This window comes from Rhizobium sp. BK275 (genome assembly GCF_014193555.1).
In the GTDB taxonomy this organism is placed as follows: Bacteria; Pseudomonadota; Alphaproteobacteria; order Rhizobiales; family Rhizobiaceae; genus Rhizobium.
The window spans coordinates 623824-648878 of record NZ_JACHZL010000003.1 but is presented as its reverse complement, the minus strand read 5'-3'; the positions used below and the strand labels follow the sequence as shown (position 1 = coordinate 648878).

At 58.4% G+C, this 25055-nt stretch carries 23 protein-coding genes; 19 read left to right on the top strand and 4 right to left on the bottom strand.

Annotated elements, in window-relative coordinates; genetic code table 11:
• Positions 1-316 precede the first annotated feature (316 nt).
• From FHT82_RS13120 to FHT82_RS13105, 4 genes are read left to right on the top strand one after another with little or no spacing between them, the layout of a single operon-like run.
• The gene (locus tag FHT82_RS13120; protein ID WP_183730809.1) at positions 317-3067 is read left to right on the top strand and encodes a class I SAM-dependent DNA methyltransferase; all 2751 of its coding nucleotides are present in this window, start codon (positions 317-319) and stop codon (positions 3065-3067) included.
• Positions 3068-3084: 17 nt separating this feature from the next.
• On the top strand, positions 3085-3411 hold the full coding sequence (locus FHT82_RS13115; protein WP_183730806.1) for a BrnT family toxin: 327 nt from the start codon (positions 3085-3087) through the stop codon (positions 3409-3411).
• The gene (locus FHT82_RS13110) at positions 3383-5587 is read left to right on the top strand and encodes a DEAD/DEAH box helicase (RefSeq protein WP_246698119.1); all 2205 of its coding nucleotides are present in this window, start codon (positions 3383-3385) and stop codon (positions 5585-5587) included. Before FHT82_RS13115 ends, FHT82_RS13110 begins: the two co-directional genes overlap by 29 nt.
• Positions 5580-6782: a GIY-YIG nuclease family protein gene (locus FHT82_RS13105; protein WP_183730803.1), complete on the top strand. Its 1203-nt coding sequence runs from the start codon at positions 5580-5582 to the stop codon at positions 6780-6782. Before FHT82_RS13110 ends, FHT82_RS13105 begins: the two co-directional genes overlap by 8 nt.
• Positions 6783-6811: 29 nt before the next feature.
• On the opposite strand, the gene FHT82_RS30340 is transcribed toward FHT82_RS13105, so the two are convergent.
• Entirely contained in the window at positions 6812-7129 is a 318-nt protein-coding gene (locus FHT82_RS30340) for a hypothetical protein (protein ID WP_246698118.1), read from the bottom strand.
• 716 nt (positions 7130-7845) lie between these two features.
• On the opposite strand from FHT82_RS30340, the gene FHT82_RS13095 reads away from it, so the two are divergent.
• Positions 7846-8925 (top strand): porin, encoded by a 1080-nt coding sequence (locus tag FHT82_RS13095; RefSeq protein WP_183730797.1) that lies wholly within the window; start codon positions 7846-7848, stop codon positions 8923-8925.
• 118 nt (positions 8926-9043) lie between these two features.
• Here FHT82_RS13095 and FHT82_RS13090 read toward each other — a convergent pair whose 3' ends face one another.
• Together FHT82_RS13090 and FHT82_RS13085 are read right to left on the bottom strand one after the other, a co-directional pair.
• Complete coding sequence (locus FHT82_RS13090) at positions 9044-9937, bottom strand: alpha/beta hydrolase (protein WP_183730794.1); 894 nt, start codon at positions 9935-9937, stop codon at positions 9044-9046.
• Positions 9938-9999: 62 nt separating this feature from the next.
• Complete coding sequence (locus tag FHT82_RS13085) at positions 10000-12078, bottom strand: lytic transglycosylase domain-containing protein (protein WP_183730791.1); 2079 nt, start codon at positions 12076-12078, stop codon at positions 10000-10002.
• 216 nt (positions 12079-12294) lie between these two features.
• Here FHT82_RS13085 and dapA point away from each other — a divergent pair, with 216 nt between their 5' ends.
• Entirely contained in the window at positions 12295-13179 is an 885-nt protein-coding gene (gene dapA / locus FHT82_RS13080; RefSeq protein ID WP_183730788.1) for a 4-hydroxy-tetrahydrodipicolinate synthase, read from the top strand.
• Between the two features lie 151 nt (positions 13180-13330).
• Positions 13331-13810 carry an SsrA-binding protein SmpB gene (gene smpB / locus FHT82_RS13075; RefSeq protein ID WP_183730785.1) on the top strand — a complete coding sequence of 160 codons (480 nt, stop codon included), beginning with the start codon at positions 13331-13333 and terminating at the stop codon, positions 13808-13810.
• 35 nt (positions 13811-13845) lie between these two features.
• Here the strand turns inward: smpB and FHT82_RS13070 are convergent, their stop codons facing one another.
• Positions 13846-14427: an NYN domain-containing protein gene (locus FHT82_RS13070; RefSeq protein WP_007820126.1), complete on the bottom strand. Its 582-nt coding sequence runs from the start codon at positions 14425-14427 to the stop codon at positions 13846-13848.
• Between the two features lie 297 nt (positions 14428-14724).
• Here FHT82_RS13070 and rpoZ point away from each other — a divergent pair, with 297 nt between their 5' ends.
• From rpoZ to FHT82_RS13010, 12 genes are all read left to right on the top strand, one after another.
• Positions 14725-15129 carry a DNA-directed RNA polymerase subunit omega gene (gene rpoZ / locus FHT82_RS13065; RefSeq protein WP_183730782.1) on the top strand — a complete coding sequence of 135 codons (405 nt, stop codon included), beginning with the start codon at positions 14725-14727 and terminating at the stop codon, positions 15127-15129.
• 159 nt (positions 15130-15288) lie between these two features.
• Positions 15289-17523, top strand: coding sequence for a bifunctional (p)ppGpp synthetase/guanosine-3',5'-bis(diphosphate) 3'-pyrophosphohydrolase (locus FHT82_RS13060; RefSeq protein ID WP_183730779.1), 2235 nt, complete (start codon positions 15289-15291; stop codon positions 17521-17523).
• Positions 17524-17718: 195 nt separating this feature from the next.
• Complete coding sequence (locus FHT82_RS13055) at positions 17719-17868, top strand: DUF3563 family protein (protein WP_018115599.1); 150 nt, start codon at positions 17719-17721, stop codon at positions 17866-17868.
• Positions 17869-18013: 145 nt separating this feature from the next.
• The gene (locus FHT82_RS13050) at positions 18014-18604 is read left to right on the top strand and encodes a DUF2062 domain-containing protein (protein WP_183730776.1); all 591 of its coding nucleotides are present in this window, start codon (positions 18014-18016) and stop codon (positions 18602-18604) included.
• Between the two features lie 34 nt (positions 18605-18638).
• Positions 18639-19043 carry a holo-ACP synthase gene (gene acpS, locus FHT82_RS13045; protein WP_183730773.1) on the top strand — a complete coding sequence of 135 codons (405 nt, stop codon included), beginning with the start codon at positions 18639-18641 and terminating at the stop codon, positions 19041-19043.
• 114 nt (positions 19044-19157) lie between these two features.
• A complete protein-coding gene (lepB, locus tag FHT82_RS13040) occupies positions 19158-19901 on the top strand; it encodes a signal peptidase I (protein WP_183730771.1) in 744 nt (247 codons plus the stop codon).
• A complete protein-coding gene (gene rnc, locus FHT82_RS13035) occupies positions 19898-20614 on the top strand; it encodes a ribonuclease III (RefSeq protein WP_183730768.1) in 717 nt (238 codons plus the stop codon). The genes lepB and rnc overlap by 4 nt, the downstream gene beginning before the upstream one ends.
• An 8-nt stretch (positions 20615-20622) precedes the next feature.
• Complete coding sequence (era, locus tag FHT82_RS13030; RefSeq protein WP_183730765.1) at positions 20623-21561, top strand: GTPase Era; 939 nt, start codon at positions 20623-20625, stop codon at positions 21559-21561.
• Between the two features lie 150 nt (positions 21562-21711).
• Positions 21712-22464, top strand: coding sequence for a Crp/Fnr family transcriptional regulator (locus FHT82_RS13025; RefSeq protein ID WP_183730762.1), 753 nt, complete (start codon positions 21712-21714; stop codon positions 22462-22464).
• Between the two features lie 105 nt (positions 22465-22569).
• Entirely contained in the window at positions 22570-23061 is a 492-nt protein-coding gene (locus FHT82_RS13020; RefSeq protein WP_246698130.1) for a response regulator, read from the top strand.
• Positions 23062-23160: 99 nt separating this feature from the next.
• Positions 23161-23931, top strand: coding sequence for a DNA repair protein RecO (gene recO, locus FHT82_RS13015; protein ID WP_183730759.1), 771 nt, complete (start codon positions 23161-23163; stop codon positions 23929-23931).
• A gap of 124 nt (positions 23932-24055) precedes the next feature.
• Entirely contained in the window at positions 24056-25051 is a 996-nt protein-coding gene (locus FHT82_RS13010) for an aldo/keto reductase (protein ID WP_183730756.1), read from the top strand.
• The last annotated feature ends 4 nt before the right edge of the window (positions 25052-25055 follow it).

The window sequence follows — 25055 nt, the reverse complement described above, 5'->3', positions numbered from 1 at the left end:
GTTCGAGGTCGATATATCCGAGATCACAGCGCATGAGGCTCCGGGGTGGTTCGCCATCGATTTCGATCGTGCGGCGCATCGCACAGAACTCGTTCGCCCGGCCGGGCGACAGTTGGCCCGGCAAATATGAACAAGCACTTTCCTGGCCCCTCAACGATCGTGAAAACCGACAGCGATTCACAGGAACTGAGGCCTCTAATTTTCACGCGTGGTTTTGCCACATGACGACTCAACTTTAGTTCGCTATTCCTGCCGCTCGATAAGGCACGTCCTTTGTCGTTCGGAGACCGGAAATGCTGGAGTGGAAGGCAGGGCTATGAACGCCGTCGAAATTGAAGAAGCCGTTTCGGCACTTGCTGAGCAGCCATTCGACGCCGACGAGTTTCCGTATCTCTTTCTGCAAGCTTTCGGAAATAAGGAAGCCACTCTCAAACGCCTGCGCAAAGGGGAAACCAACAAGTCCGATCTTGGTGGTGTTCTTCAGCGTGACAACATCCATATCGCCGTCGCTAAGCCAGGTGAGGTGACGAACGTGCTCGCCGCGCTGAAGGTCAGCCCAGCGACGGTGCGCGCCAAGGCGAAGTTTGTCCTGGCGACGGATGGCGATACGTTCGAAGCCGAGGATCTGGGAACGGGCGAGACCGTCGCCTGCGCCTATGCAGACTTCCCGGACCATTTCGGCTTTTTTCTGCCGCTCGCTGGGATTACCACCGTCAAGCAGGTCCGCGACTCGTCGTTCGATATCCGCGCCACCAGTCGCCTGAACCGCCTCTATGTCGAGCTTTTGAAAGATAACCCTGAATGGGGCGCAGCAGGGCGCCGGCCGGACATGAATCACTTCATGGCACGGCTGATTTTCTGCTTTTTCGCTGAGAGCACTGACATCTTTCTAGGTGAAAAGCTGTTTACCGCTACGATTTCACAGATGAGTGCCCGGGACTCGTCCAATACGCACGAAGTCATCGGTGCTTTGTTCCACGCCATGAATACAAAGATCGCGGATCGCGGCACCGCGAAGTTACCACGTTGGGCCGACGCCTTTCCCTTCGTAAACGGCGGGCTTTTCTCCGGCAGCCTCGACGTGCCGCGTTTCAGTCGGATCGCCCGTTCCTATCTTCTCCATATCGGTGGATTGGACTGGAAGAAGATCAATCCCGACATCTTTGGATCGATGATTCAGGCAGTCGCTGAGGACGAGGAGCGCGGCGCGCTCGGAATGCACTACACGAGCGTTCCGAACATCCTGAAGGTGCTCAATCCGCTGTTCCTCGACGACTTGCGCGCGCGGCTAGCTGAGGCGGGAGACAATCCCCGCATGTTGTTGAACCTACGCAAGCGTATGTCTCGGATCAGGGTCTTCGACCCGGCCTGCGGTTCGGGAAACTTCCTTGTCATCGCCTACAAGGAAATGCGGGCGATTGAAGTGGAAATCAATCGACGCCGCAAAGAAGACGGACGCAAGAGTGATATTCCTCTCAAGAACTTCCGGGGAATTGAGCTGCGCGATTTCCCAGCCGAGATCGCGCGCCTGGCGCTCATTATCGCCGAATACCAGTGCGATGTACTCTATCGCGGTCAGAAGGATGCGCTGGCGGAGTTTCTGCCGCTCGATTCCCAGAATTGGATAGTGTGCGGCAACGCCCTGCGGTTAGATTGGCTGAGCATTTCCCCCCCGGAGGGAACGGGTGTGAAGCATCGGGCGGACGATCTGTTCCATTCGCCGCTCGATCAGGCACAGATCGACTTCGAGAATGAAGGAGGAGAAACGTACATTTGCGGCAACCCACCCTACCTGGGGTCGACTTGGCAGAGCGAAGACCAAAAATCGGACTTGCAGGCAATATTTGGGAGGCGCGCTAAGAATTGGAAATCGCTCGACTATGTGGCCGGCTGGTTTATGAAAGCCGCCGACTATGGCAAGCAATCTCCAACTACCGCAGCTTTCGTCGCCACCAACTCGATTTGTCAGGGTCAGCAGGTGCCTATCCTCTGGCCGCTGATTTTTGCAACAGGCCATGAAATTACTTTTGCTCACACCTCATTCAAATGGGCTAATCTTGCCAGCAACAAAGCGGGCGTAACTGTTATCATCGTGGGGATAGCTCAGCCAACATCCGTTGTACGAAAACTCTTCCAGCCCGGAGAGAACGGCTCCTCTATTCTTAGGGAGGTCGACTATATAAACGCTTACCTAGTGGCGGCGCCTAGAACAGAAGTTGAGCAAACACGGCGACCCATCTCGACACTGCCGCCTATGGTAAGGGGAAACATGCCATATGACGGCGGACATCTCCTTCTCACAGCCGATCAGGTGGACCGACTTGGTCTGACAGACGACCAGCACAAGCGCTTCATCCGGAAGAACTATGGGGGGGCGGAGTTCATTCGAGGCGTCGAGCGTTACTGCCTTTGGATCGCGGATGAATATTTGGAAGAAGCTCTGAGTATTCCGACGATCGCCGAACGGATCGAGGCAGTTCGAAAAATGCGGCTTAGTAGCACTGATAAGTCAGCCAACGACCTAGCGCAACGATCTCATCAAATGCGAGAGATGCTTATAGGTCAACACCATACTGTTGTCGCCGCAGCAATTTCCTCTGAGAATCGTCAGTACTTGCCCTGTGGTATTATCGACAATCGGACGACTGTTAACAATAAGAACTACGCCCTCTACGATGCTCCTCTCTGGAATATGGCATTGATTGCGTCGCGCTTGCATTGGGTCTGGATAGGCACGGTGTGCGTCCGGATGCGAACGGATTTCTCCTACTCCAACACCCTCGGCTGGAACACCTTCCCCGTTCCTACGCTAACCGATAAGATGAAGGCCGACCTCACCCGCTGCGCAGAAGATATCCTCCTTGCACGTGAGTCTCATTTCCCGGCAACCATCGCCGACCTCTATAACCCTGAAAAAATGCCTGCTGATCTGCGCGAGGCCCATGACCGTAACGACGAGGTTCTGGAACGCATCTATCTCGGCCGGCGCTTCAGAAACGACACCGAACGGCTCGAAAAGCTCTTCGAACTCTACACGAAGATGACTTCCAAAAGGAGCATCCAGTGAGGACGGTAGAGTATTATATGGAGCTTGATGATGGCAGCGGTGAGCTTGCCTTTGAATGGGACAGCGAGAAGGCTGCGTCGAACATAAAGAATCACGGTATTAGTTTCGAGGAGGCAATCACTATATTTCAGGACGACACCCTGACTGTCGAAGATGCCGCCGCCTATGGCGAGTTGAGGGAAATTAGCTTCGGCCGGCTACAAAGTGGCAGATCAGCCAGCACGGTTGTCGTTTGCGTGGTCCATACGGACCGCGACGACAGGGTTCGTATCATCAGCGCCCGAAAGGCGACTGCTCAGGAACGGAAGCATTTCGATGTCTATTACAGAAAAACGCATCACTGAGATTGCCGCCATCCCGGACGAGAAGATCGATCTTTCGGACATCCCGGAGGCCGACGAAGCCTTCTTCATGCACGCCAAAACTACGAAGCTGCGTAAGAACCTCGTGAACAAGGGATTTTCGGAGCCTGCAGTTCCGTTTCATGTGCCGGCCGTTTCTGTCTCTTATGCTCGCAATGGTTCCTCGACCAAGGCCAACGCATTGGGTATGCGGCCGATGCAAGAGCGTGCCTATGAAAAGCGGGGCGAACAATACCTGCTCATCAAGTCGCCGCCGGCCTCGGGCAAGAGCCGCGCCTTGATGTTCATCGCCCTCGACAAGCTCCACAATCAGGGGCTCAAGCAGGCGATCATCGTCGTGCCGGAAAAGTCCATCGGTTCCAGCTTCAATGATGAGCCGCTGTCCAGATTCGGTTTCTGGACAGATTGGACGGTTGCGCCGAAGTGGAACCTCTGCAACGCGCCGGGCACAGATGGGGGCAAGGTGAATTCCGTCGGCGTGTTCCTCGACGGTGCCGACAAGGTATTAGTCTGCACTCATGCCACCTTCCGTTTTGCGGTGGATAGGTTCGGCGTCGAGGCTTTCGACGACAGGCTGATTGCGGTCGACGAGTTTCATCATGTTTCCGCCAATCCCGACAATAGGCTTGGCCTGCATCTCGGCGAGTTCATCGCTCGCGACCGTGTGCATATCGTGGCGATGACCGGGTCATATTTCCGCGGCGACGCCGAGGCCGTGCTGAGCCCGCAGGACGAGTCGAAGTTCGACAGCGTCACCTATACCTATTATGAACAGCTCAATGGTTACGAGTACCTGAAGCAGCTCGATATTGGCTATTTCTTCTATAGTGGCTCGTATGCCGACGATATCCTGAAGGTACTCCGTCCAACCGAAAAGACGATCATCCACATCCCCTCCGTCAATTCGCGCGAAAGCACGAAGGACAAGATAAGGGAGGTGGAGCACATTATCGAAGCGCTCGGGTCCTGGGAGGGAGCAGACGCGTCCACCGGTTTCCAACTGGTCAAGACCTCGAATGGGCGTATTCTACGAATTGCTGACCTGGTGGACGACGATCCAACAAAGCGTGATCGAGTTTCGGCGGCGTTGAAAGACCCGACGCAGAAGAACAACCGAGATCACGTCGACATCATCATCGCGCTCGGTATGGCCAAGGAAGGGTTCGACTGGATATGGTGTGAGCACGCGCTGACGGTCGGCTATCGTTCGAGCCTCACTGAGATCGTCCAGATCATCGGTCGCGCCACTCGCGATGCGCCGGGGAAGGTGCGGGCACGCTTCACCAATCTGATCGCGGAGCCGGACGCCGCTGAGGAGGCTGTCACCGAGGCTGTCAACGACACCTTGAAGGCCATCGCCGCAAGCCTGCTCATGGAACAGGTGCTTGCGCCGCGCTTCGAGTTCAAACCCAAGAACCCGACCAATGAGGCAACGCCAGGCTTTGACTACGGCGACGGCGGTTACGACCCGAACAAGGAAAACGTCGGCTTCAACGAGGAGAACGGAAAATTCGAGATTGAGATCAAAGGCCTTGTTCCGCCAAGGAGCCAAGAGGCGCAGCGCGTCTGCCTGCAGGATCTCAACGATGTGATTGCCGCCTTCGTACAAGACAAGAGGACAATTGAGCGCGGGCTTTTTGACGCTGAACTCATTCCCGAGGAACTGACCCAGGTTCGCATGGGCAAGATCATCAAGGACAAGTATCCGGAACTGAGCGATGAAGATCAGGAGGCCGTACGCCAGCATGCCGTCGCGGCTCTCAATCTGACGCAGGCGGCCAAGCAGATCGCTGCCGGAAGTGGCGGCAGCGATTCCAGCCCGAATACCGCCTTCGTCGATGGGGTTCGCAAGTACATCATGGACGTTCGTGAACTCGACATCGATCTGATCGACAGCATCAACCCATTCGGTGAAGCCTATGCGATCCTTTCGAAAACGATGAGCGAGGAAAGCCTGAAGCAGGTTGCTGCCGCGATTGGGGCAAAGCGCGTCAGTCTTACTGTCGAAGAAGCGCGCGAACTCGCCAAGCGGGCCTTGAAGTTCAAGCAGGAACGTGGACGGCTGCCGTTGATGACCTCGCCTGATGCCTGGGAAAAACGCATGGCCGAGGGGGTGGCGTTTCTTCAGCGTATGAGGACGGAGGCTGGACGTGGCTAAAGGCTTCACCGATGAGGACGATGCACTCTTGGCGGAGCTCGGCATAGAGGCCGAGGCGAAGAGAGAGGCCAACCGAACGCCTCGTGAGGAGCGTCTTCTAGCGGGATTCGAAGAAATCCAGCGTTTCGTTGAACAGCATGGCCGCGTGCCGCAGCATGGCGGAGACCGTGATATCTTCGAGCGCCTTTATGCTGTGCGGCTTGACCGCCTCCGGGAGCTTGCGGATTGCCACGCCTTGCTGGAGCCTCTGGATCATCAAGGACTCCTGTCAGGCGCGGATGTAAAATCAACTGGCTTCTCCGAGGAAATGGATGACGACGAACTTCTGGCGGAACTGGGAGCCGGCGACGATCCGAAGGATATCACTGAACTTCGTTACGTTCGGCCATACGCCGAGAAGCAGGCGGCCGAGGAAATCGCAAATCGTCAGAAGTGTGGCGACTTTGATGTCTTCAAGCCGCTGTTCGAACAGGTGCAGCGTGATCTGCAGAGCGGTGTTCGTGCGAGCCGGCCATTCGTGAAAGATGCCGGTTTTCTGAAATCGGATATTTCGGCGGGTCAGTTTTTCGTCCTTGGCGGGCAAACTGCCTACGTCGCCGACGTTGGAGAGCTTTTCAGGGCTCCCAATGGACAGACCGATGCCCGTTTAAGGGTCATATACTCCAACGGTACGGAAAGCGACCTTCTCCTGCGCTCGCTGCAGCGTGCCCTCTATAAAGACGAGGCGGGGCGGAGAATTACCGAACCCTCAGCAGGGCCGCTGTTTTCGGACCGCAGCGATGAAGAGGATGAGGCTAGCGGCATCGTTTATGTATTGCGCAGCAAATCCGATCATCCAGCCATCGTCGCCCATCGCGACATCCTGCATAAAATCGGTGTAACCGGCGGCGACATCGCGCGTCGTCTCACCCATGCGAAACTCGACCCGACCTTCCTGATGGCCGATGTCGAGGTCGTCGCTACCTACGAGTTGTTCAACATCAATCGCACCCGGCTTGAAAACCTGATCCATCGCGTTTTCGGTGCCGCTCGACTCGATATCGAGATCAAGGATCGTTTCGGGCAGCCGGTCATTCCCCGTGAATGGTTCCTCGTGCCGCTGTTCGTCATTGACGAGGCGATTGAGAAAATCAGAGACGGATCGATCGTTGGGTATGTCTACAATCCGAAGACTGCCTCGCTCATCGCGGATTAGGACTGCGATAGGCTGGGCGAGTGTCGCCGCTAGAAGCGAAAATATAAAGTCACTCCTGGCCGCCGATGGTAATAATCCCGATAGCCGTAATACCCGGGATATCGATAGCCGTAATACCGAGGATATCTATTGTAGCACCTGCCATAATACCTGCAGGAACGGTAGGCGTACCGGTGGTTCCAGTGGCGATCCGCACGCCAATGACGATGGCTCCGGTGTCTGACCAGCTCGACATTGCCGATCTGCACTTGTTCGGCTCTCGGCACGAAAATCGGAGCCGCGTTTAGCGGCGGGGCGAAAGATGCAGCCAGGACAACGGCTGCGAGTGCTGATAATAGCTTCCTCATCGACGTATCCTCTCAGGTTTTCAGATTGCGCTGCCAGGCATGAACCTCCGATGAACGGTTTCATCGATCGAGCGGCCTGGAATCGTCGGTGAGCCGACCACAGTGGGAGTGGTGCTGATCCGGCTGGCGGATATCGTCTCCGCCGTTTTCCTTCATTAATGTCAGCGGTCTTTTCGCGCGCGGCTTCTCGTGCCCGCCGTCAATTTTCTCTGTTCGAAATTCTCCCTGTCGCATGTCGCGTTCCGGAATCGCGATGAGCGCCGAGCGAATCGCATAGGGGAATCAATCGTCTCTCGTCGGCCAAAGCTGAAATCGGTTTCGATTTTCGCATGGGCAAGCTTCGCGTTAGTCGTTAGCCGGTTACCGCAGAAAGCCGAATCTGGCGGGAAAATGGTGCCAATTTGGCACGACCGGATGCCTCTGCGTCTTATGAAATCCCAATAAACACCGGGAAAATAAGCGCTTTCTTAACAAAGCTTAAACAAATGGCGGCCCCGTTGCCCAACTTGTGGCCTTTCAGCAACAGCGTTTCGGTAAGGCCTTCGTAAACCCCTCTCGAACACAAGTTGGTGATTGCGTGACAGCTTTCGTCTTGTATTTTCACTCTCGGAAGCAAGGGCCTGACCGCCCGACTTCTTCAAACACCGGGGGTGGGGCAGGGAAACGTCGTTCAGACGTGATCCTACCTCCGATCGAAACTTGAATTGGAGGTCATTATGAACATCAAGAGCCTTCTTCTTGGCTCTGCTGCCGCTTTGGCAGTAGTTTCCGGCGCTCAGGCTGCTGACGCTATCGTTGCAGCCGAGCCGGAACCGGTTGAATACGTTCGCGTCTGCGACGCCTACGGCACCGGCTACTTCTACATCCCGGGCACGGAAACCTGCCTGAAGATCAACGGTTACATCCGTTTCCAGGTTAACGTCGGCCCGAACGCCGGCGGCGACAAGACGACCAACGACTCCAGCTGGGATGCTGTAACCCGCGGTCAGGTTCAGTTCACGGCCAAGAGCGACACCGAATACGGCCCGCTCACCGGCGTGATCGTTCTCCAGGCCAACGCTGACAACGCGTCCAGCCAGAACACGAAGCTCGACTCCGCTTACCTCGACGTCGCGGGCTTCCGCGCTGGTCTCTTCTACTCCTGGTGGGACGATGGTCTCTCCGGCGAAACGGACGACATCGGTTCCGTCGTAACGCTGCATAACTCGATCCGTTATCAGTACGAAACCGGCTCCTTCTACGCTGGCCTCAGCGTCGACGAACTGGAAGACGGCGTCTATCAGGGCACCTTTGCTACCAACGCTGCCGGCACCACCACCTTCACTCCGGACGATGGTCCGAACAACGTCGGCGTTGCCTTCGGCATCGGCGGTAAGGCTGGCGTCTTCAGCTACCAGGTCACCGGCGGCTGGGACTTCGACAACGAAGACGGCGCAATCCGCGCTATGGGTACGGCTGAACTCGGCCCGGGCACGCTCGGCCTCGCTGTTGTCTACTCCAGCGGCCCGAACTCCTACTACTCGACGGCTGAATGGGCAGTTGCTGGCGAATACGCCATCAAGGCAACGGACAAGCTGAAGATCACCCCTGGCGTTCAGTACTACGGCAACTACTTCGGCGGCAGCAAGAATGTTCCGACAGACTGGGATGGTCTCGGCGATGCCTGGAAGGCTGGTCTGACGGTTGATTACCAGATCGTCGAAAACTTCTACGCCAAGGCTTCGGTCCAGTACTTGGATCCGGAAGATGGCGACGACGTAACCACCGGTTACTTCCGTCTGCAGCGTGCGTTCTAATTCGAGTTGACTTCGGTCATAGAGAAGCCCGGCTTTTGAGCCGGGCTTTTTTGTTGATTGCCACCTTCATTGTGGCGGGTAGTGTTTTGATGTCGGCGCTAGGCGGTGTCACGAAAGCTCAGCTCAGCCTGCCGATAAATGTCCTGATCGCCTCCGGAATGTCTCCTAAATGCAGAAGTGGCGCGTGACCTTGGCCTTTCGCCGTGATCTGCACCATATTAGGATGCCGTTTCGTCATCTCGTCTGTCGTCTCCAGGGATAGCAGATTGGAATTCTCTCCCCGGATCACCAATAGCGGTGTGGAGCGCAGCTCTTCGAATTGCGGCCAAAGGTCGGGTAGGGGGCCGTTGAAATCAATCGTTTTCAACTGTTCGGCAATAGCCGGGTCATAGTCGGCAACCGGTATGCCATTTGTCTCCCTGTAAATAGCCCGTGCCATTTCCCACCAGTCGTTGGCACCGAGCGCGGGAAAGGCAGCGGCAAGATTTTCTTTGAGGATATCGACCGCGTCACTCCAGGTCCGAGGTTTGCGGCTGCGATTGAGATAGTCCCGGATAGCCATCAGCCCGGCCGGTTCGATGACTGCGCCAATATCGTTGAAGATGACGCCGGCAAGTAATCCGAGCCGCGTTGCCGCCAGCAAATGTAGGATCAGCCCGCCTCGCGATGTGCCGATGAAGATGGCGCGGTTGATGCCGAACGCCGCGCAGGCGGCGATGACATCGCCGCCTTCGACGGCGAGATTGTAATTCGCCTTGTTCTCATCCCGCTCGGACATGCCGCGCCCGCGATAATCCAGGGCAATGACGCGCTGGGGAGAGGTGGCGTCTCGCGAAAGCAGTAATGCCAGATCGTGGAAATCACGCGAGTTGCGGGTCAGGCCCGGCAGGCAGATGACCGGCAATCGACCGGTGTCTCCAGTCGCCGGTTGGTAGTCACGGACGTAGAGCGTCAGCCCGTCAGTCGACTTATAGAATCGTTCAGCAAAATCTTTCATGTTCCCGTTGGCCATGACGCCTCCATCCGCTTGCCGGAAGAAGGTTAGTGTGCTTTCGGCAGGCCTGCCAATCGGCTTCAGGTCGCGCCGCGCCCACCAATGAGGTCACGCTCGATGTCAGGTGTCTGCCCAAGGCGCGCCTTGTAGACTTCGTAGTTCTCCATCACCCGCTGCACATAATTGCGTGTTTCGGGAAAGGGGATGCGCTCGATCCAATCGACGATCTCGTCGACCGGCTTGCCGCGCGGGTCACCATAGCGGCCGATCCATTCCGGCACGCGTTTCGGCCCGGCATTATAGGCGATGAAGGTGAGGATATAGGAGCCGCCGAAGGCGTCGATCTGCTCGCCGAGGTAATGCGCGCCGAGCGTCGCATTATAGCCGGCATCGGCCGTCAGCTTGTCCTTGGAATAGGTGATCTTGTGTCGCTTGGCGACGGCTTGGGCCGTGCCCGGCAAGAGCTGAAGCAGGCCGCGGGCATTGGCGGCGGAAACGGCGGCCGGATTGAAGGCGCTTTCCTGCCGGGCGATTGCATAGGCGAGCGCCTTGCCGGAGCCGGATATATTGGCGTTGGCCGGAATGACGCCGACCGGGAAGGCAAGTGCTGCGACATCGATGCCGCGCCCATAGGCGATCTTGCCGATCTGCAGTGAAAGATGATGGTCGCCCGCCTGCTCGGCCTTGGCAGTCAGGATTGCAAGCTCGCCGGGGCTCTGGAGCTGGTCGGCCAGTGCCAGATAAAGGGCTGCGGCCCGCCAGCCATGACCTGCGGATTCCAGCCGCCCGATCGCCTGCACGGCCTCGCGCTGCTGCAGGTTCTGGCGGTCGGAAGCCGTCGGCGACGGATATGTGACATCGAGCGTCTTGCGTCCCAGCCTTTCCGCGGCAAGCTGGCCGTAGAAAGTGCCCGGAAAATTCGCGGCTTTGGCGAAAAATTCGCTGGCCTTGCCCGGTCCGCCGGCTTCGGCTGAGCGTCCGAGCCAATACCAGGCGCGCGAAACGGAGAGCGGGCCGTTGGAAACCTGCAGGATCTTGCGGAAATGCGTCTCGGCCGTCGTCGGGTCCTGCAGACCGCGCAGCGCATACCAGCCGGCATGGAATTGCGCCTCGACGACATCCGTCGGCACCGTCGCGACGGAGGCGGCAACGATCTGGTAGGCGGCCTTGAACTGTCCCTGGTCGACGAGGCCGCGGCTGACGATCCGCTGCTCGTTCCACCATTCGCCCGAGTTCATCAGTTCGGTCCGGTCGCGGGGTATTTGCTGCAGCAGCTTGGCGGCGTCGAGATACTTGTCCTGCTTGCGAAGATATTCGATGCGCGCGAAGAGAAAACCCGGATCGCTGCGCCACTTGGCATCGACCGCGTTCAGAAGCGCGCCGGCATTGCCGGCATTGTCGTCGACGGCAGCCCAGGCCTTGTAGAGCGATTGCGCCTGACCCATGTCGCCGAAGCGCTTGGCCTGCGCCACACGTCCGCGATACATGAGATAATCCATCCGCGTCTTATGATCGGCCGGAGTCAGCAGACCGGCAAATTCGGCCAGGATCTTGTCTTCGGTTGCCTTGTCGAGCGCCTGTCCGCGCCAGGTCTTGCCGATATATTTTGCCGCCTGCACAGACTTGCCGGTCGCCACAAGCGCCCGCGACAGGATCATGGCGCCCTGCGCCGTCTCGGGCGCCGTATCGCCGAAGGCATTCAACACCGCGGCAGGAGCGGGGTTTTCGTCATAGAGCGCGCGTTCGGAATTGCCGCGCAGCCGTTCGAGACCCGGCCAGCCCTTCAGCTCGTCCGAAGCACTGGCGATCTCGTAGGAGGGAACACCCTTCAGGCCGGAGGTGGCGATTGCCCAGGTCAGGATATGACGGTCGAGCGTTCCCGCCGCCATGGTATTGCGGATGGCGAGCGCCTGCTGTGGATCTTTGTTGGAGAGCGCATCGAGCCCCGCCTTCAGGTCGCTGTTGACAGGCGCGATCGCCGGATTGCGCGGAATGGCGCCGGTCGTGATCGCCTCGGGGAAGGACGCGGTTTCCGGCACGAAACCCAGCGGCTTGACGGCGGGTACGGGAGCGCCTTCGCCGGGCAGCTGCGATGCAGCGCTGCCCCAGGCCGCGGCCACCAGACCGAAGGCGGACAGGATCAGAACGGTTCTCTTCATCCGGATGACTCGCAACGAAAATACGCCCTTCCATTTGGCGGGAGGCACATTAACGAAACCTTACCAAACCAGGTAAAATTCATTCACATTTGCTATCGGATTTTGCCCTAAACCGATCTATGCGCGCTTGTCGCGGCCATATTGCCGCTCTATGGTGCGCAACTCTTATTCATGGAATGCGGCTGAAGCAAGGATATCGGCCGTGAGGAGCTTTGCATGTTCAATGGGTCCATCCCCGCTCTCGTCACTCCCTTCACCGATGCTGGCCTGATCGACGAAGACAGCTTCGCCGCTCACGTCACGTGGCAGATCGGGGAGGGCAGCAGCGGCCTCGTTCCGGTCGGCACGACCGGTGAGTCGCCGACGCTGTCGCATGCCGAGCACAAACGGGTGGTGGAACTCTGCATCGAAGTCGCGGGCAAACGCGTGCCCGTCATGGCCGGCGCCGGCTCGAACAATACGCGCGAAGCGATCGAGCTTGCCCAGCATGCCGAAAAGGTCGGTGCCGATGCCGTCCTCGTCGTCACGCCCTATTACAACAAACCGACGCAGAAGGGCCTGATCGCTCACTATTCGGCGATCGCCGAAGCCGTTGCCCTGCCGATCTACATCTACAATATCCCCGGCCGCTCGGTCATCGACATGACGCCGGAGACGATGGGCGCGCTTGCCAAGGCGCACAAGAACATCGTCGGCGTCAAGGATGCCACCGGCAAGATCGAGCGTGTCTCCGAGCAGCGCATCACCTGCGGCAAGGAGTTCCAGCAGCTTTCCGGCGAGGATGCGACGGCGCTTGGCTTCAACGCCCACGGCGGCGTCGGCTGCATTTCGGTGACGGCCAATATCGCGCCGCGCCTCTGTGCGGAGTTCCAGGCGGCGACGGCTGCCGGCAACTATGCCAAGGCGCTAGAACTGCAGGACCGGCTGATGCCGCTGCACAAGGCGGTCTTCATGGAGCCCGGCGTCTGCGGCGCGAAATACGGCCTGTCGAAGCTCGGCCGCATGGGCCGTACTGTCCGCTCGCCGCTGATGTCTTCGCTGGAGCCGGCAACGGAAGCGGCGATTGATGCCGCCATGCGTCACGCGGGCCTGCTCAACTAAAGCATGTCGCGCAAAAGTGTGAAGCGGTTTTGCGATAACGACATGCATTAAGCGTAAACCCGGCCCGTCTTCACAAAATCGAGCCGTTCTCTTACATAGATGACAGGAAATGAGGCCGCGGCATTCGCGCCTCTGGAATGGAATTATCGTCATGGCCCCCAAAGGCAGCCAGCGTATCGTGAAGAAAGTCGTCGCGGAGAACCGCAAGGCCCGCTTCAACTACGAGATCATCGATACCTATGAGGCGGGCTTGGTGCTGATGGGCACCGAGGTCAAGTCATTGCGCGAAGGCAAGGCCAATATCGCCGAATCATACGCCTCCGATGAGGATGGCGAGATCTGGCTGATCAATTCCTATCTGCCGGAATATCTGCAGGCGAACCGCTTCAACCATGAGCCGCGCCGCCGACGCAAGCTGCTCTTGTCCGCGCGTGAGATCAACCGCTTGCGTGCAGGCATCAATCGCGAAGGCATGACGCTGATCCCGATGAAGGTCTACTTCAACGATCAGGGCCGCGCCAAGCTGGAGCTGGCGCTTGCGAAGGGCAAGAAACTGCATGACAAGCGCGAATCCGAGAAAGAGCGCGATTGGAACAGGCAGAAGAGCCGTCTGTTGAAAGACAACGGCTGACCATGCCACCAGCATTCGCTATCTGCGAATAGGGTTCAGTCTTCGAAATCGCTGGCCGGCGCCACTTCGGCAGGACGGGGCGGACGTTCGGAAGGATCCCGGCCGATCTCGGCCTTCAGCGACAGGAGATCGATGAAATGATCGGCTTGGCGACGCAGGTCGTCGGCGATCATCGGCGGCTGGGTCGACATGGTCGAAATGACCGAAACCTTGCGCCCCTTGCGTTGCAGCGCTTCGACCAGATTGGTGAAATCGCCGTCGCCGGAGAAGATGACGAGATGGTCGACCGTTTCGGACTGTTCCATGGCATCGATTGCGAGTTCGATATCCATATTGCCCTTGATCTTGCGGCGCCCCATGGAGTCGGTAAACTCCTTGGCAGGCTTCGTCACGACCTTGTAGCCGTTATAATCCAGCCAGTCGATGAGTGGACGGATCGAGGAATATTCCTGGTCTTCGATTAGCGCGGTATAGTAGTAAGCGCGCAGCAGGTATCCGCGTTTCTGAAATGCTTTCAAGAGCTTGCGGTAATCGATATCAAAGCCGAGACTCTTGGATGCAGCGTAGAGGTTGGCGCCGTCAATGAATAGTGCAATTTTTTCGCGTGGGTCAAACATCGCTTACCAATCCAAAGAGAGTAATCCAAATCCATAAGCCACTTAGCCCAATAAAAACAGCGGCTTGTGGATGTGGCGTCGAGCTGTTTCATACTTTATGAATTATTCATATATGAAAGATTTAGGGCACGATTCGGGATATTCCAAGCAACCCCCGGTGGAAATGTCATATTGTGCATGGAAATTTAGACCGGCTGCGGATAAAGGCGAGGGGACTCTAACGAAAAACTTGAATTTGCCCGGTTTTAATTGTATCGGGCGTTTTAATCCTGAAAAGACGACCGCAAAGGACAGGCAATGGCCCGTGTCACAGTAGAAGATTGCATTGACAAGGTGGAGAACCGCTTCGAGCTGGTTCTGCTCGCCAGCCACCGCGCCCGGCTGATTTCCCAGGGTGCATCGATCACCATCGATCGCGACAACGACAAGAACCCGGTTGTGGCTCTGCGCGAAATCGCCGATGAGACTCTGTCGCCTGATGACCTGAAGGAAGACCTGATCCACTCGCTGCAGAAGCACGTGGAAGTGGATGAGCCCGAGCCCGATCCGGCAAGCCTGATCGCCGCCGGCGCTGCTGCCTCTGCCGACAGCGAAGAGCAGGACGATCTGCCGGAAACGATCACCTTCGACCAGATGTCGGAAGAAGAGCTTCTGGCCGGCATCGAAGGTCTCGTCCCGCCGGAAAAGAGCGACGATTACTAAGCGCATCCCTGGCCTTTGAACGGTCGGGGCTTCCTGCGCGGCAAAAGATCGATGATTACCAATCATCAATCTTGCGCCTGTAAAGCTTAGGCATAATATTGCCCATGTGTGCGCCAATCTGCGATTGGCGCGCTTTTATTTTATTGGAGTGGCTTTGGAATGATGCGGCAGTACGAGCTCGTGGAGCGGGTTCAGAAATACAAGCCCGATGCCAACGAAGCTCTGCTGAACAAAGCCTATGTCTACGCCATGCAGAAGCATGGCCAGCAGAAGCGGGCGAGCGGCGACCCTTACATTTCGCATCCGCTCGAAGTGGCCGCCATCCTGACAGACATGCATCTCGATGAATCGACGATTGCAGTCGCCCTCTTGCACGACACGATCGAGGATACGACGGCGACCCGCGCCGAAATCGACGAACTCTTCGGGGAGGATATCGGCCGCCTTGTCGAGGGCCTGACGAAGATCAAGAAGCTCGACCTCGTCACCAAGAAGGCCAAGCAGGCGGAAAACCTTCGTAAGCTCCTGCTTGCCATTTCCGATGATGTGCGCGTCCTGCTCGTCAAGCTCGCCGACCGTCTCCACAACATGCGCACCCTCGACCATATGTCGCAGGAAAAACGCGCGCGCATTTCCGAAGAGACGATGGAAATCTATGCGCCGCTTGCCGGCCGCATGGGTATGCAGGACATGCGCGAGGAGCTGGAGGAACTCTCCTTTCGGCACATGAACCCCGAGGCCTATGAGACCGTCACCAAGCGCCTCGAGGAACTGTCGAAGCGCAATGAGGGGCTGGTCAAGAAGATCGAGGCTGAACTGCGCGACCTGCTGATCGCCAGCGGGCTGACGAGCGCCTATGTGAAGGGTCGCCAGAAGAAGCCCTATTCGGTTTTCCGCAAGATGCAGTCGAAGTCGCTCTCCTTCGAACAGCTTTCCGATGTCTACGGTTTCCGCATCATCGTCGAGGATATCCCCTCCTGCTATCGCGCGCTCGGCATCGTCCATACGCGCTGGCGGGTCGTTCCCGGCCGCTTCAAGGACTATATCTCGACGCCGAAGCAGAACGATTATCGGTCGCTGCACACCACCATCGTCGGCCCGTCGATGCAGCGCATCGAGCTGCAGATCCGCACCAAGCGCATGCATGAGATCGCCGAATTCGGTATCGCCGCCCATACGCTCTACAAGGATGGTGCCACCAATGCGGACGGCGATATCCTTTCGCGGGAAAGCAACGCCTATTCCTGGTTGCGCCACACGATCGAGGCACTTGCCGAAGGCGACAGCCCGGAAGAATTCCTCGAACATACCAAGCTCGAGCTGTTTCAGGACCAGGTCTTCTGTTTCACGCCGAAGGGCAAGCTGATCGCGCTGCCGCGCGGCGCGACCCCCATCGATTTCGCCTATGCCGTCCACACCAATATCGGCGATACGACCGTCGGCGCCAAGATCAACGGCCGCATCATGCCGCTGGTGACCCGCCTCAACAATGGCGACGAGGTGGAGATCATCCGCTCCGGCGTGCAGGTGCCGCCGGCTGCCTGGGAGGAAATTGTCGTCACCGGAAAGGCGCGCGCCGCCATCCGCCGCGCGACACGCATGGCGATCCGCAAGCAATATGCCGGCCTCGGCCACCGCATCCTGGAGCGCACCTTCGAGCGCGCCGGCAAGATCTTCTCGCGCGACGCCATGAAGCCGGCCCTCCACCGCCTGGGGCAGAAGGATGTGGAAGACGCGATCGCCGCCGTCGGCCGCGGTGAGATGTCCTCGCTCGACGTGCTGCGTGCGGTCTATCCCGACCATCAGGACGAGCGCGTCACCGTCAAGCCGGCCGGCGACGAGGGCTGGTTCAATGTCCGCAGCGCCGCGGGCATGATCTTCAAGATCCCCGGCAAGACCAAGGCCGATCTCGATGGCGAGCGCGCCTCCACCGAGAGCGATCCCGATATTGTGCCGATCCGCGGGCTCTCCGGCAATGTCGGCGTCAAGTTTTCGCCGACCGGCGCGGTGCCCGGCGATCGCATCGTCGGCATCATGGAAAAGGGCAAGGGCATCACCATTTATCCCATCCAGTCGCCGGCGTTGCAGCGTTTCGATGACCAACCGGACCGCTGGATCGACGTGCGCTGGGATCTCGACGAAGCCAACAAGTCCCGCTTCACGGCCCGCATCATGGTCAATGCGTTGAACGAACCCGGCACGCTCGCCAAGGTGGCGCAGACGGTCGCAAGCCTCGACGTCAACATCCGCATGCTGAACACGATGCGGGCGGCGACCGACTTCACCGAAATGATGCTGGAAGTGGAGGTCTGGGACCTGCGTCAGCTCAACCAGCTTCTTGCCCAGCTCAAGGACCTGGAATGCATCGCGACGGTCCGGCGTCTCTATGAGTAGGATTTCATTAAATTATTGCCGCTCGCAGACTTGCGATTTGCACATTTTGTGATCATTTCATGGCCGGGCCGGCACATTGAAATGGCAAGCCATGCATCATTTGCATGGCTGTGTTCAGGTTACAGCGTTGGTAATTAACCATTGCCGCGACTATCTTCTGGTCATCAAGAAATGAAACGAAGATGAGGCAAAGCAATGTTTGAACCGATCAGAAAGTTCGCCCGCGCCCTTCGCGCTCCGACCGCTCAGGAACGTGAAATGGCATATCTCAACGGCTCGCACGACCGTATTGATCTTGAATATCGTCAGCGCCAGGTCGATCGCGGCATCTTCCGCAATCGCTGATCGCTGAGATATACTTGACGCAAGGAAGGGGGCGCTATGCATGATCCACGCCCCTTGGAATAAAAGAAGAAGAGACGGCCTGTTTGTTAAGCGGTTCCATTTGCCGCTCTTGTCAGGGTCATGTGCGCTGCACTAAATACGCGCCATGTTATTTCGCCGTCGCAAACCAGCAGGATTTAAGGAAAAGCTGCGGGAGCTTCTATGGCCCCGAAAAGGTTTTCTGCGCCCTGCACGCTATATCATGATGCGCGTTCTGCGCCTGTCAGCTTCGCCGCATGCCGTTGCGGTGGGCGTTGCCGCGGGTGTCTTCGTTTCGTGGACACCCTTTATCGGCGTGCATTTCGTCATGGCCTTCGTCATCACCTATTTCCTGTCGGGAAACATGGTGGCCGCAGCCCTCGGCTGCGCGGCTTTCGGCAATCCGCTGACCTATCCCTTCATCTGGGGCATCACCTGGGAAGTCGGTCACCTGCTGCTCAGCCGCCAGGCTCAGATGGGCGGGCAGACGATCGATCTCGCCGAACTCTTTCATAAGCTGCACTTCACCGAGCTTTGGAAACCGGTGCTGGAGCCGATGCTGATCGGCGCCATCCCGCCGGCTGCTCTCACCTCGGTTGCGCTTTATGCGCTGACATTCTACACCGTCAGGGGTTTTCAGACGCGCCGCCGTGCGCGGCTGATGGAGCGTGCGCGTCTTCGGCTCGCCGATCCCGTCACCGAGATGCCGACCGTCTGAACTCAAGCAGAATTCATCCCGAAAGGCCCCTCGCATGATCATCGGCATTGGCAGCGACCTCATCGACATCCGCCGCGTGGAGAAATCCATCGAGCGCTTCGGTGACCGCTTCACGCATCGCTGTTTCACCGAGATCGAGCGTGCCCGTTCGGACCGCCGCGCCAACCGTGCCGAATCCTATGCCAAGCGTTTCGCCGCCAAGGAGGCCTGCTCCAAGGCGCTCGGCACGGGGTTGTCGCAGGGCGTTTTCTGGAAGGATATGGGCGTGGTCAACCTGCCGAGCGGCAAGCCGACCATGCAACTGACGGGCGGTGCCGCAGCCGTTCTTCAGGCCATGCTGCCCGCCGGCCATAAGGCGGCCATTCATTTGACAATAACCGATGATTATCCCTTGGCTCAGGCTTTTGTGATCATCGAAGCGCTGCCGGATACCGTATGATGGCGACCTCTCGTCGCTTTTACCGCCGTCGTTATTGCCGCCACCGGTCGAAGTCGCTAGAGAGAACATCAGAAAGAAATGCGCCTTCATGGCGTCTTGAAGGAATAAGACTGCGTGTCCGAAAAAGTCGAAGCCAAGCCGAACGCCCTCTGGGAAAACATCAAGGTCATCATCCAGGCTCTTCTCCTGGCGATGATTATCAGGACTGTCCTGTTCCAGCCCTTTACCATTCCTTCGGGCTCGATGATGCCGACGCTGCTCGTCGGTGACTATATCTTCGTCAACAAGTTTGCCTACGGCTATTCGAAATATTCGCTGCCTTTCTCGCCCGACATCTTCAGCGGCCGCATCTTCGGCTCCGATCCGAAGCGCGGCGATATCGTCGTGTTCCGTTTCCCCCCGAATCCTGATGTCGATTATATCAAGCGCGTCGTCGGCCTGCCGGGCGACCATATCCAGGTTACCGACGGTATTCTCTACATCAACGGCAAGCCGGTTCCGAAGGTACCGGATGGTACTTTCAACTCCGACTACAAGCTCGATCCGGGTCAGGACGTACCGGTATTCCGCGAGACGCTGGATGATGGCAAGACCTATGACACGCTCGACCAGTCGCCGGTGTCGCGCGGCGACAACACCCGCGAGTTCATCGTTCCGGAAGGCCATTACTTCATGATGGGCGATAACCGCGACAACTCGCTCGACAGCCGCTTCGATGTCGGCTTCGTCCCGGCGGAAAATCTCGTCGGCCGCGCCAGCGTCATCTTCTTCTCGCTCGGCAACGACACGTCCTTCCGCGAAATCTGGAAATGGCCGACCAACATGCGTTGGGACCGCCTCTTCAAGGTTGTTGAATGAGCAAGGCGCAGACGCTCTCAGCGGCGGACCGCGCAAAGCTTGAAACCCTGATCGGGCATGAATTTGCCGAGAAGGAACGTCTGGATCGCGCGCTGACTCATGCCAGCGCGCGCACCGACAAGGGCAATTACGAGCGGCTTGAATTTCTCGGCGACAGGGTTCTTGGGCTCTGTATCGCCGATTTGCTATTCCGCACTTTCGGCGCTGCGGCGGAGGGCGAGCTTTCGGTGCGCCTGAACCAGCTTGTCAGCGCCGAAACCTGTGCGGCAGTTGCCGACGAACTCAATCTCCACCTCTATATCCGCACCGGCGCCGACGTGAAGAAACTCACCGGCAAGCGCATGATGAATGTGCGCGCCGATGTCGTCGAAAGCCTGATCGCCGCGCTCTATCTCGATGGCGGCCTGGAAGTCGCCCGTCGTTTCATCCTGCGCTATTGGGAGGGCAGGGCGGTGCGCGCCGATGGCGCCCGCCGTGACGCCAAGACCGAGCTGCAGGAATGGTCGCACGCCAAATATGGCGTCACACCCGTCTACCGGGTTGAAGATCGCAGCGGACCGGATCATGATCCGCGCTTCAAGGTGACGGTCGAAGTGGCTGGTGTGGCACCGGAAACAGGCGTAGAGCGTTCCAAGCGCGCTGCAGAACAGGTCGCCGCGACGAAAATGCTCGAGCGTGAAGGCATTTGGCAGCCGACATCTGCCGGAAACTGACGGGATCAATGACAGAAGAAAACGAAATGGCAGCCGATCGCGCTGCTGAAAGCAATCCGACGCATTCGGGCTTCGTCGCCCTGATCGGCCCCACCAATGCCGGCAAATCGACGCTGGTCAATCGTCTCGTCGGCGCCAAGGTGTCGATCGTCAGCCACAAGGTACAGACGACGCGCGCCGTCGTGCGCGGCATTGCCATCCACAACAATGCGCAGATCGTCTTCATGGACACGCCCGGCATCTTCAAGCCGCGCCGCCGTCTTGATCGCGCCATGGTGACGTCTGCCTGGGGCGGTGCCAAAGATGCCGATCTCATCATGCTGCTGATCGACAGCGAGCGTGGCCTGCGCGGCGATGCCGAAGCCATCCTCGAAAGCCTGAAGGACGTTCCGCAAAGGAAGATCCTGGTTCTCAACAAGATCGACCGGGTCAATCGCGAACTGCTTCTGGCGATCGCTGCCACAGCAAACCAGAAGGTCGATTTCGACCAGACCTTCATGATCTCGGCCGAAAACGGTTCCGGCTGCGACGACGTGATGGATTATCTGGCAAAGACCCTGCCGGAAGGCCCCTGGTATTATCCTGAAGATCAGATTTCCGACCTGCCGATGCGCCAGCTTGCCGCCGAAATCACGCGCGAGAAACTGTTCCTGCGCCTGCATCAGGAGCTTCCCTATTCCTCGCATGTCGAGACGGAGAAGTGGGAAGAACGCAAGGATGGCTCCGTGCGCATCGAACAGGTCATCTATGTCGAGCGAGACAGCCAGAAGAAGATTGCGCTCGGCAAAGGCGGCGAAACGATCAAGGCGATCTCGTCGGCGTCACGCAAGGAATTGTCGGAAATCCTCGAACAGCCCGTCCATCTCTTCCTGTTCGTCAAGGTGCGCGAGAACTGGGGCGATGATCCCGAGCGCTTTCGTGAAATGGGCCTCGAATTTCCGCGCTAGTTCGACAAGAAAATTGACAAGGGGCACTCAGCCCCTTGTTTCCGTGTAAAAATCGCTGCCTGTTCCAAGGAACAAATCGGCCTGCCTGCGCATTGATCCGCCAACGGCGCTGCACCCTGCAGCGCCGGGTTTTGCGACAGCAGGGACAAGATGGCGACGGCAAAACCTACCCATTCCTTCAAGACGCCCTGCGAGCAGTGTCCGTTGCGGTCATTGCCGCATTTTCGGGAGTTCAGCCGGGACGAGTTGGAATTCGTCTCGAAGTTCAAGAGAGGGGAACTGGCGGCCGATGCCGGCGCAACCATCCTCGTCGAAGGCGCCCACAGCGCCCACCTCTTTACCGTGCTGTCCGGCTGGGGCTTCCGCTACAAGATGCTGGAGGATGGCCGCCGACAGATCCTGAACTACGTCATGCCGGGCGACCTGATCGGCCTGCAGGGCACGATCATGGGCGAGATGCAGCATTCTGTGGAGGCCCTGTCGCCGGTATCGCTCTGCGTCTTCGAGCGCGACAAGCTGATGACCCTTTATAACCGGCACGCCTCGCTTGCCTTCGACATTACCTGGATCGCGGCGCAGGAAGAGCGTATTCTCGATGAACACCTCTTGAGCATCGGCCGCCGCACTGCGCTCGAAAGAGCCGCCTATCTGATTGCCTTCCTCTTCGAGCGCGCCAGAAAGCTTAGCCTTTTCAATGGCCGCAATCTCATTCCGATCACCCAGCAGCATATCGCCGACACACTCGGTCTTTCGATCGTTCACACCAACAAGACTTTGAAAAAGCTTGCGGCACGCAGCCTCATCCGCTGGCAGGAGCGTGGCTGCGAGGTGCAGGACGGGGAGGGTCTGATGCGGATGGCCGGCTGGGAAGGCCTGAGCGACGGGAAACGTCCTTTCATATAGCTGCTCGAGCAGATCAATGTCTTTTTTAAATGCAAAATGACGCCGGGAAAATTAGAGTCGCGTCATCTTTCCTCCGACTTTCGTTTTTATCGACCGGAGACGAAAATGTGGCTATTCAGTTATGGTGGGCAACCACCGTCAAAGGTCCAGGCGGGGCACCGACGGAATGATGTTTGCAAAGAGGCCGAAGCGCTGCAATATTTGCGCTTCACGAGGGGCATGGAGATCATGAACGCAACAACCCGTGTTCTGGTCCTGGAAGACAGTCTGATCATCGCAATGGAGGCGGAGGATATCCTGCGTCTCGTCGGTGCTGATACCATTGATATTGCCAATAGCCTCGATCAGGCGAGGGATGCAATTCAGGTTGCGGATTACGATTTCGCGCTACTCGACGTGAATCTCGGCGAGGCGCTGAGCTTCGATTTCGCGCGAGATCTGTCGCAGGCCAACATCCCCTTCGGCTTCGTCAGCGGCTATTCCGATACGCAGGATTTTCCGATCGACCTTCAGGACGTGCCGCTTCTCGTCAAACCTTTCGACGAGAACGCGATGCGCGACTTCCTTCAAAAGCTTTTCCCGTCGCCGGCCGAATAAAAGGGCTCCAGCCTTCCTGGAGCCTTTCCCGGTCAGAACGCTTCAATCTGACGGGGAAAGGTTTTAAAGTGAATCGGCAGGCTGAAGGACGGTTTTCCGATGCAATGGCAGGATCAGGCGATCATTCTTGGCGTCAAGCGCCACGGCGAGACGAGCGTCATCGCCGAGGTGATGACGCGTGATCGCGGTCGTCACCTTGGTCTCGTTCGCTCCGGCCGTTCGCGCACCATGCAGCCGGTGTTGCAGCCCGGCAACGAGGTGGAAGTCACCTGGCGCGCCCGGCTGGATGAGCATCTCGGTGAATTCCGCCTCGAGCCGGTGAAGCTGCGCGCCGCGCGGCTGATGGAGACGGCAACCGCCGTCTATGGCGTGCAGGCCATGGGCGCATTGCTGCGCCTGTTACCGGAGCGCGATCCGCATCCGCATCTCTTCGAGGCGCTGGAAGTCATTCTCGATCATCTCCACAATCCTGCCGATGCCGGCGAACTCTTCGTACGCTTCGAACTCGCCGTGTTGAACGATCTCGGCTTCGGCCTCGACCTCTCGGAATGTGCCGCGACCGGCACCCGCACCGATCTCGCCTATGTCTCGCCAAAATCCGGCCGCGCCGTCAGTCGCGGCGCCGGAGAGCCCTGGGCCGACAAGATGCTGCTTTTGCCGGCCTTTCTAAGTGTTCAGGAAAACCAGGCGGCCGATTACGAGAGCCTCACGGCGGCATTCCGTCTGACTGGATTCTTTCTGCATCGCCATGTCTATGAGCCGCGTGGCCTGGAGGCTTCGGCAGCGCGTGAGGGCTTCGTCCAAGCAGCACTCAAGGCCTTGAACCCGGCTGCACGGACGCTTTCTCGGTCGGACGAGCTCTCTGCCTGAGCGGCTTTTCATCCTTGCAAAATAGTCTTCAGTTTTGGCGGTTTACCCGCATCCCCAGCGCCCCTATCTCTCCATTCGATAAGGATTCGATCAGGAAAGGCTCTAAGTGCTCAAGGAGGAAGCCATGCTGACCAAGCCCAAAACATCGACCACCATCAAGCTCTGGAATGGGCAGGAAGTTCCCCGCCTCGGCATGGGCTGCTGGGCGATCGGCGGTCCGTTCTTTGCCGGTGATACGCCGCTCGGCTGGGGCGAGGTGGACGACAATGAATCCGTCGCCGCGATCAATCGCGCGATCGACCTTGGTATCCGCTTCTTCGATACGGCCTCGAATTACGGTGCCGGCCATTCGGAAGAGGTCCTCGGGCAGGCAATCGGCAATCGCGCCGATATCATTATCGCCACCAAATTCGGCTTTGCCACCAATCCGGAGACGAAACAGGCGACCGGCGCCTTTGCCGATCCGGCCTTCATTCGCCAGTCGGTCGAGACGTCGCTCAGCCGTCTGAAGCGGGAGCGTCTCGACCTCCTGCAATTCCACCTCAACGATTTTCCGCTGGAACAGTCCGACGAAGTCTTCGATACGCTGGAGGCCCTGCGGGCGGAGGGCAAGATCGATGCCTTCGGCTGGAGCACGGATTTTCCTGACCGCGCCGCCCGCCATGCCGGCCGGCCGGGCTTCGTCTCGATCCAGCACACGATGAATGTCTTCGAGCCCGTGCCTCAGATGATCGATGTCGTCGAAACGAACGGTCTCATCTCCATCAATCGCGGCCCGCTGGCCATGGGCCTGCTGACAGGTAAGTTCACGCCGGACAAGGCCGTCGGCGCCAAGGACGTGCGCGGTGCGGCACTCGAATGGATGGTCTATTTCAAAGATGGCCGTATCGCGCCGGAATTTGCAGCAAGGCTCGACGCCGTGCGCAGCCTGCTTACATCTGATGGACGCACGCTGACGCAGGGCGCGCTCGCCTGGCTCTGGGCGCGCTCGCCGCGCACTTTGCCCATTCCCGGTTTCCGGACCGTGGCTCAGGTCGAGGAAAATGCCGGCGCACTGGAAAAGGGTCCGTTGCCGGCAGAGGTGATGGCGGAGATCGACGCGGCGCTGGCCCGCGTCTGAGGTT

Excerpts from the sequence above, each read along its gene's own strand:
- FHT82_RS13120 (WP_183730809.1), top strand. The coding sequence starts at position 317 with ATGAACGCCGTCGAAATTGAAGAAGCCGTTTCGGCACTTGCTGAGCAG.
- FHT82_RS13115 (WP_183730806.1), top strand. The coding sequence starts at position 3,085 with ATGGAGCTTGATGATGGCAGCGGTGAGCTTGCCTTTGAATGGGACAGC.
- FHT82_RS13110 (WP_246698119.1), top strand. The coding sequence starts at position 3,383 with ATGTCTATTACAGAAAAACGCATCACTGAGATTGCCGCCATCCCGGAC.
- FHT82_RS30340 (WP_246698118.1), bottom strand. The coding sequence starts at position 7,129 with ATGAGGAAGCTATTATCAGCACTCGCAGCCGTTGTCCTGGCTGCATCT.
- FHT82_RS13095 (WP_183730797.1), top strand. The coding sequence starts at position 7,846 with ATGAACATCAAGAGCCTTCTTCTTGGCTCTGCTGCCGCTTTGGCAGTA.
- FHT82_RS13090 (WP_183730794.1), bottom strand. The coding sequence starts at position 9,937 with ATGGCCAACGGGAACATGAAAGATTTTGCTGAACGATTCTATAAGTCG.
- FHT82_RS13085 (WP_183730791.1), bottom strand. The coding sequence starts at position 12,078 with ATGAAGAGAACCGTTCTGATCCTGTCCGCCTTCGGTCTGGTGGCCGCG.
- dapA (WP_183730788.1), top strand. The coding sequence starts at position 12,295 with ATGTTCAATGGGTCCATCCCCGCTCTCGTCACTCCCTTCACCGATGCT.
- smpB (WP_183730785.1), top strand. The coding sequence starts at position 13,331 with ATGGCCCCCAAAGGCAGCCAGCGTATCGTGAAGAAAGTCGTCGCGGAG.
- FHT82_RS13070 (WP_007820126.1), bottom strand. The coding sequence starts at position 14,427 with ATGTTTGACCCACGCGAAAAAATTGCACTATTCATTGACGGCGCCAAC.
- rpoZ (WP_183730782.1), top strand. The coding sequence starts at position 14,725 with ATGGCCCGTGTCACAGTAGAAGATTGCATTGACAAGGTGGAGAACCGC.
- FHT82_RS13060 (WP_183730779.1), top strand. The coding sequence starts at position 15,289 with ATGATGCGGCAGTACGAGCTCGTGGAGCGGGTTCAGAAATACAAGCCC.
- FHT82_RS13055 (WP_018115599.1), top strand. The coding sequence starts at position 17,719 with ATGTTTGAACCGATCAGAAAGTTCGCCCGCGCCCTTCGCGCTCCGACC.
- FHT82_RS13050 (WP_183730776.1), top strand. The coding sequence starts at position 18,014 with ATGTTATTTCGCCGTCGCAAACCAGCAGGATTTAAGGAAAAGCTGCGG.
- acpS (WP_183730773.1), top strand. The coding sequence starts at position 18,639 with ATGATCATCGGCATTGGCAGCGACCTCATCGACATCCGCCGCGTGGAG.
- rnc (WP_183730768.1), top strand. The coding sequence starts at position 19,898 with ATGAGCAAGGCGCAGACGCTCTCAGCGGCGGACCGCGCAAAGCTTGAA.
- era (WP_183730765.1), top strand. The coding sequence starts at position 20,623 with ATGACAGAAGAAAACGAAATGGCAGCCGATCGCGCTGCTGAAAGCAAT.
- FHT82_RS13025 (WP_183730762.1), top strand. The coding sequence starts at position 21,712 with ATGGCGACGGCAAAACCTACCCATTCCTTCAAGACGCCCTGCGAGCAG.
- FHT82_RS13020 (WP_246698130.1), top strand. The coding sequence starts at position 22,570 with ATGTGGCTATTCAGTTATGGTGGGCAACCACCGTCAAAGGTCCAGGCG.
- recO (WP_183730759.1), top strand. The coding sequence starts at position 23,161 with ATGCAATGGCAGGATCAGGCGATCATTCTTGGCGTCAAGCGCCACGGC.
- FHT82_RS13010 (WP_183730756.1), top strand. The coding sequence starts at position 24,056 with ATGCTGACCAAGCCCAAAACATCGACCACCATCAAGCTCTGGAATGGG.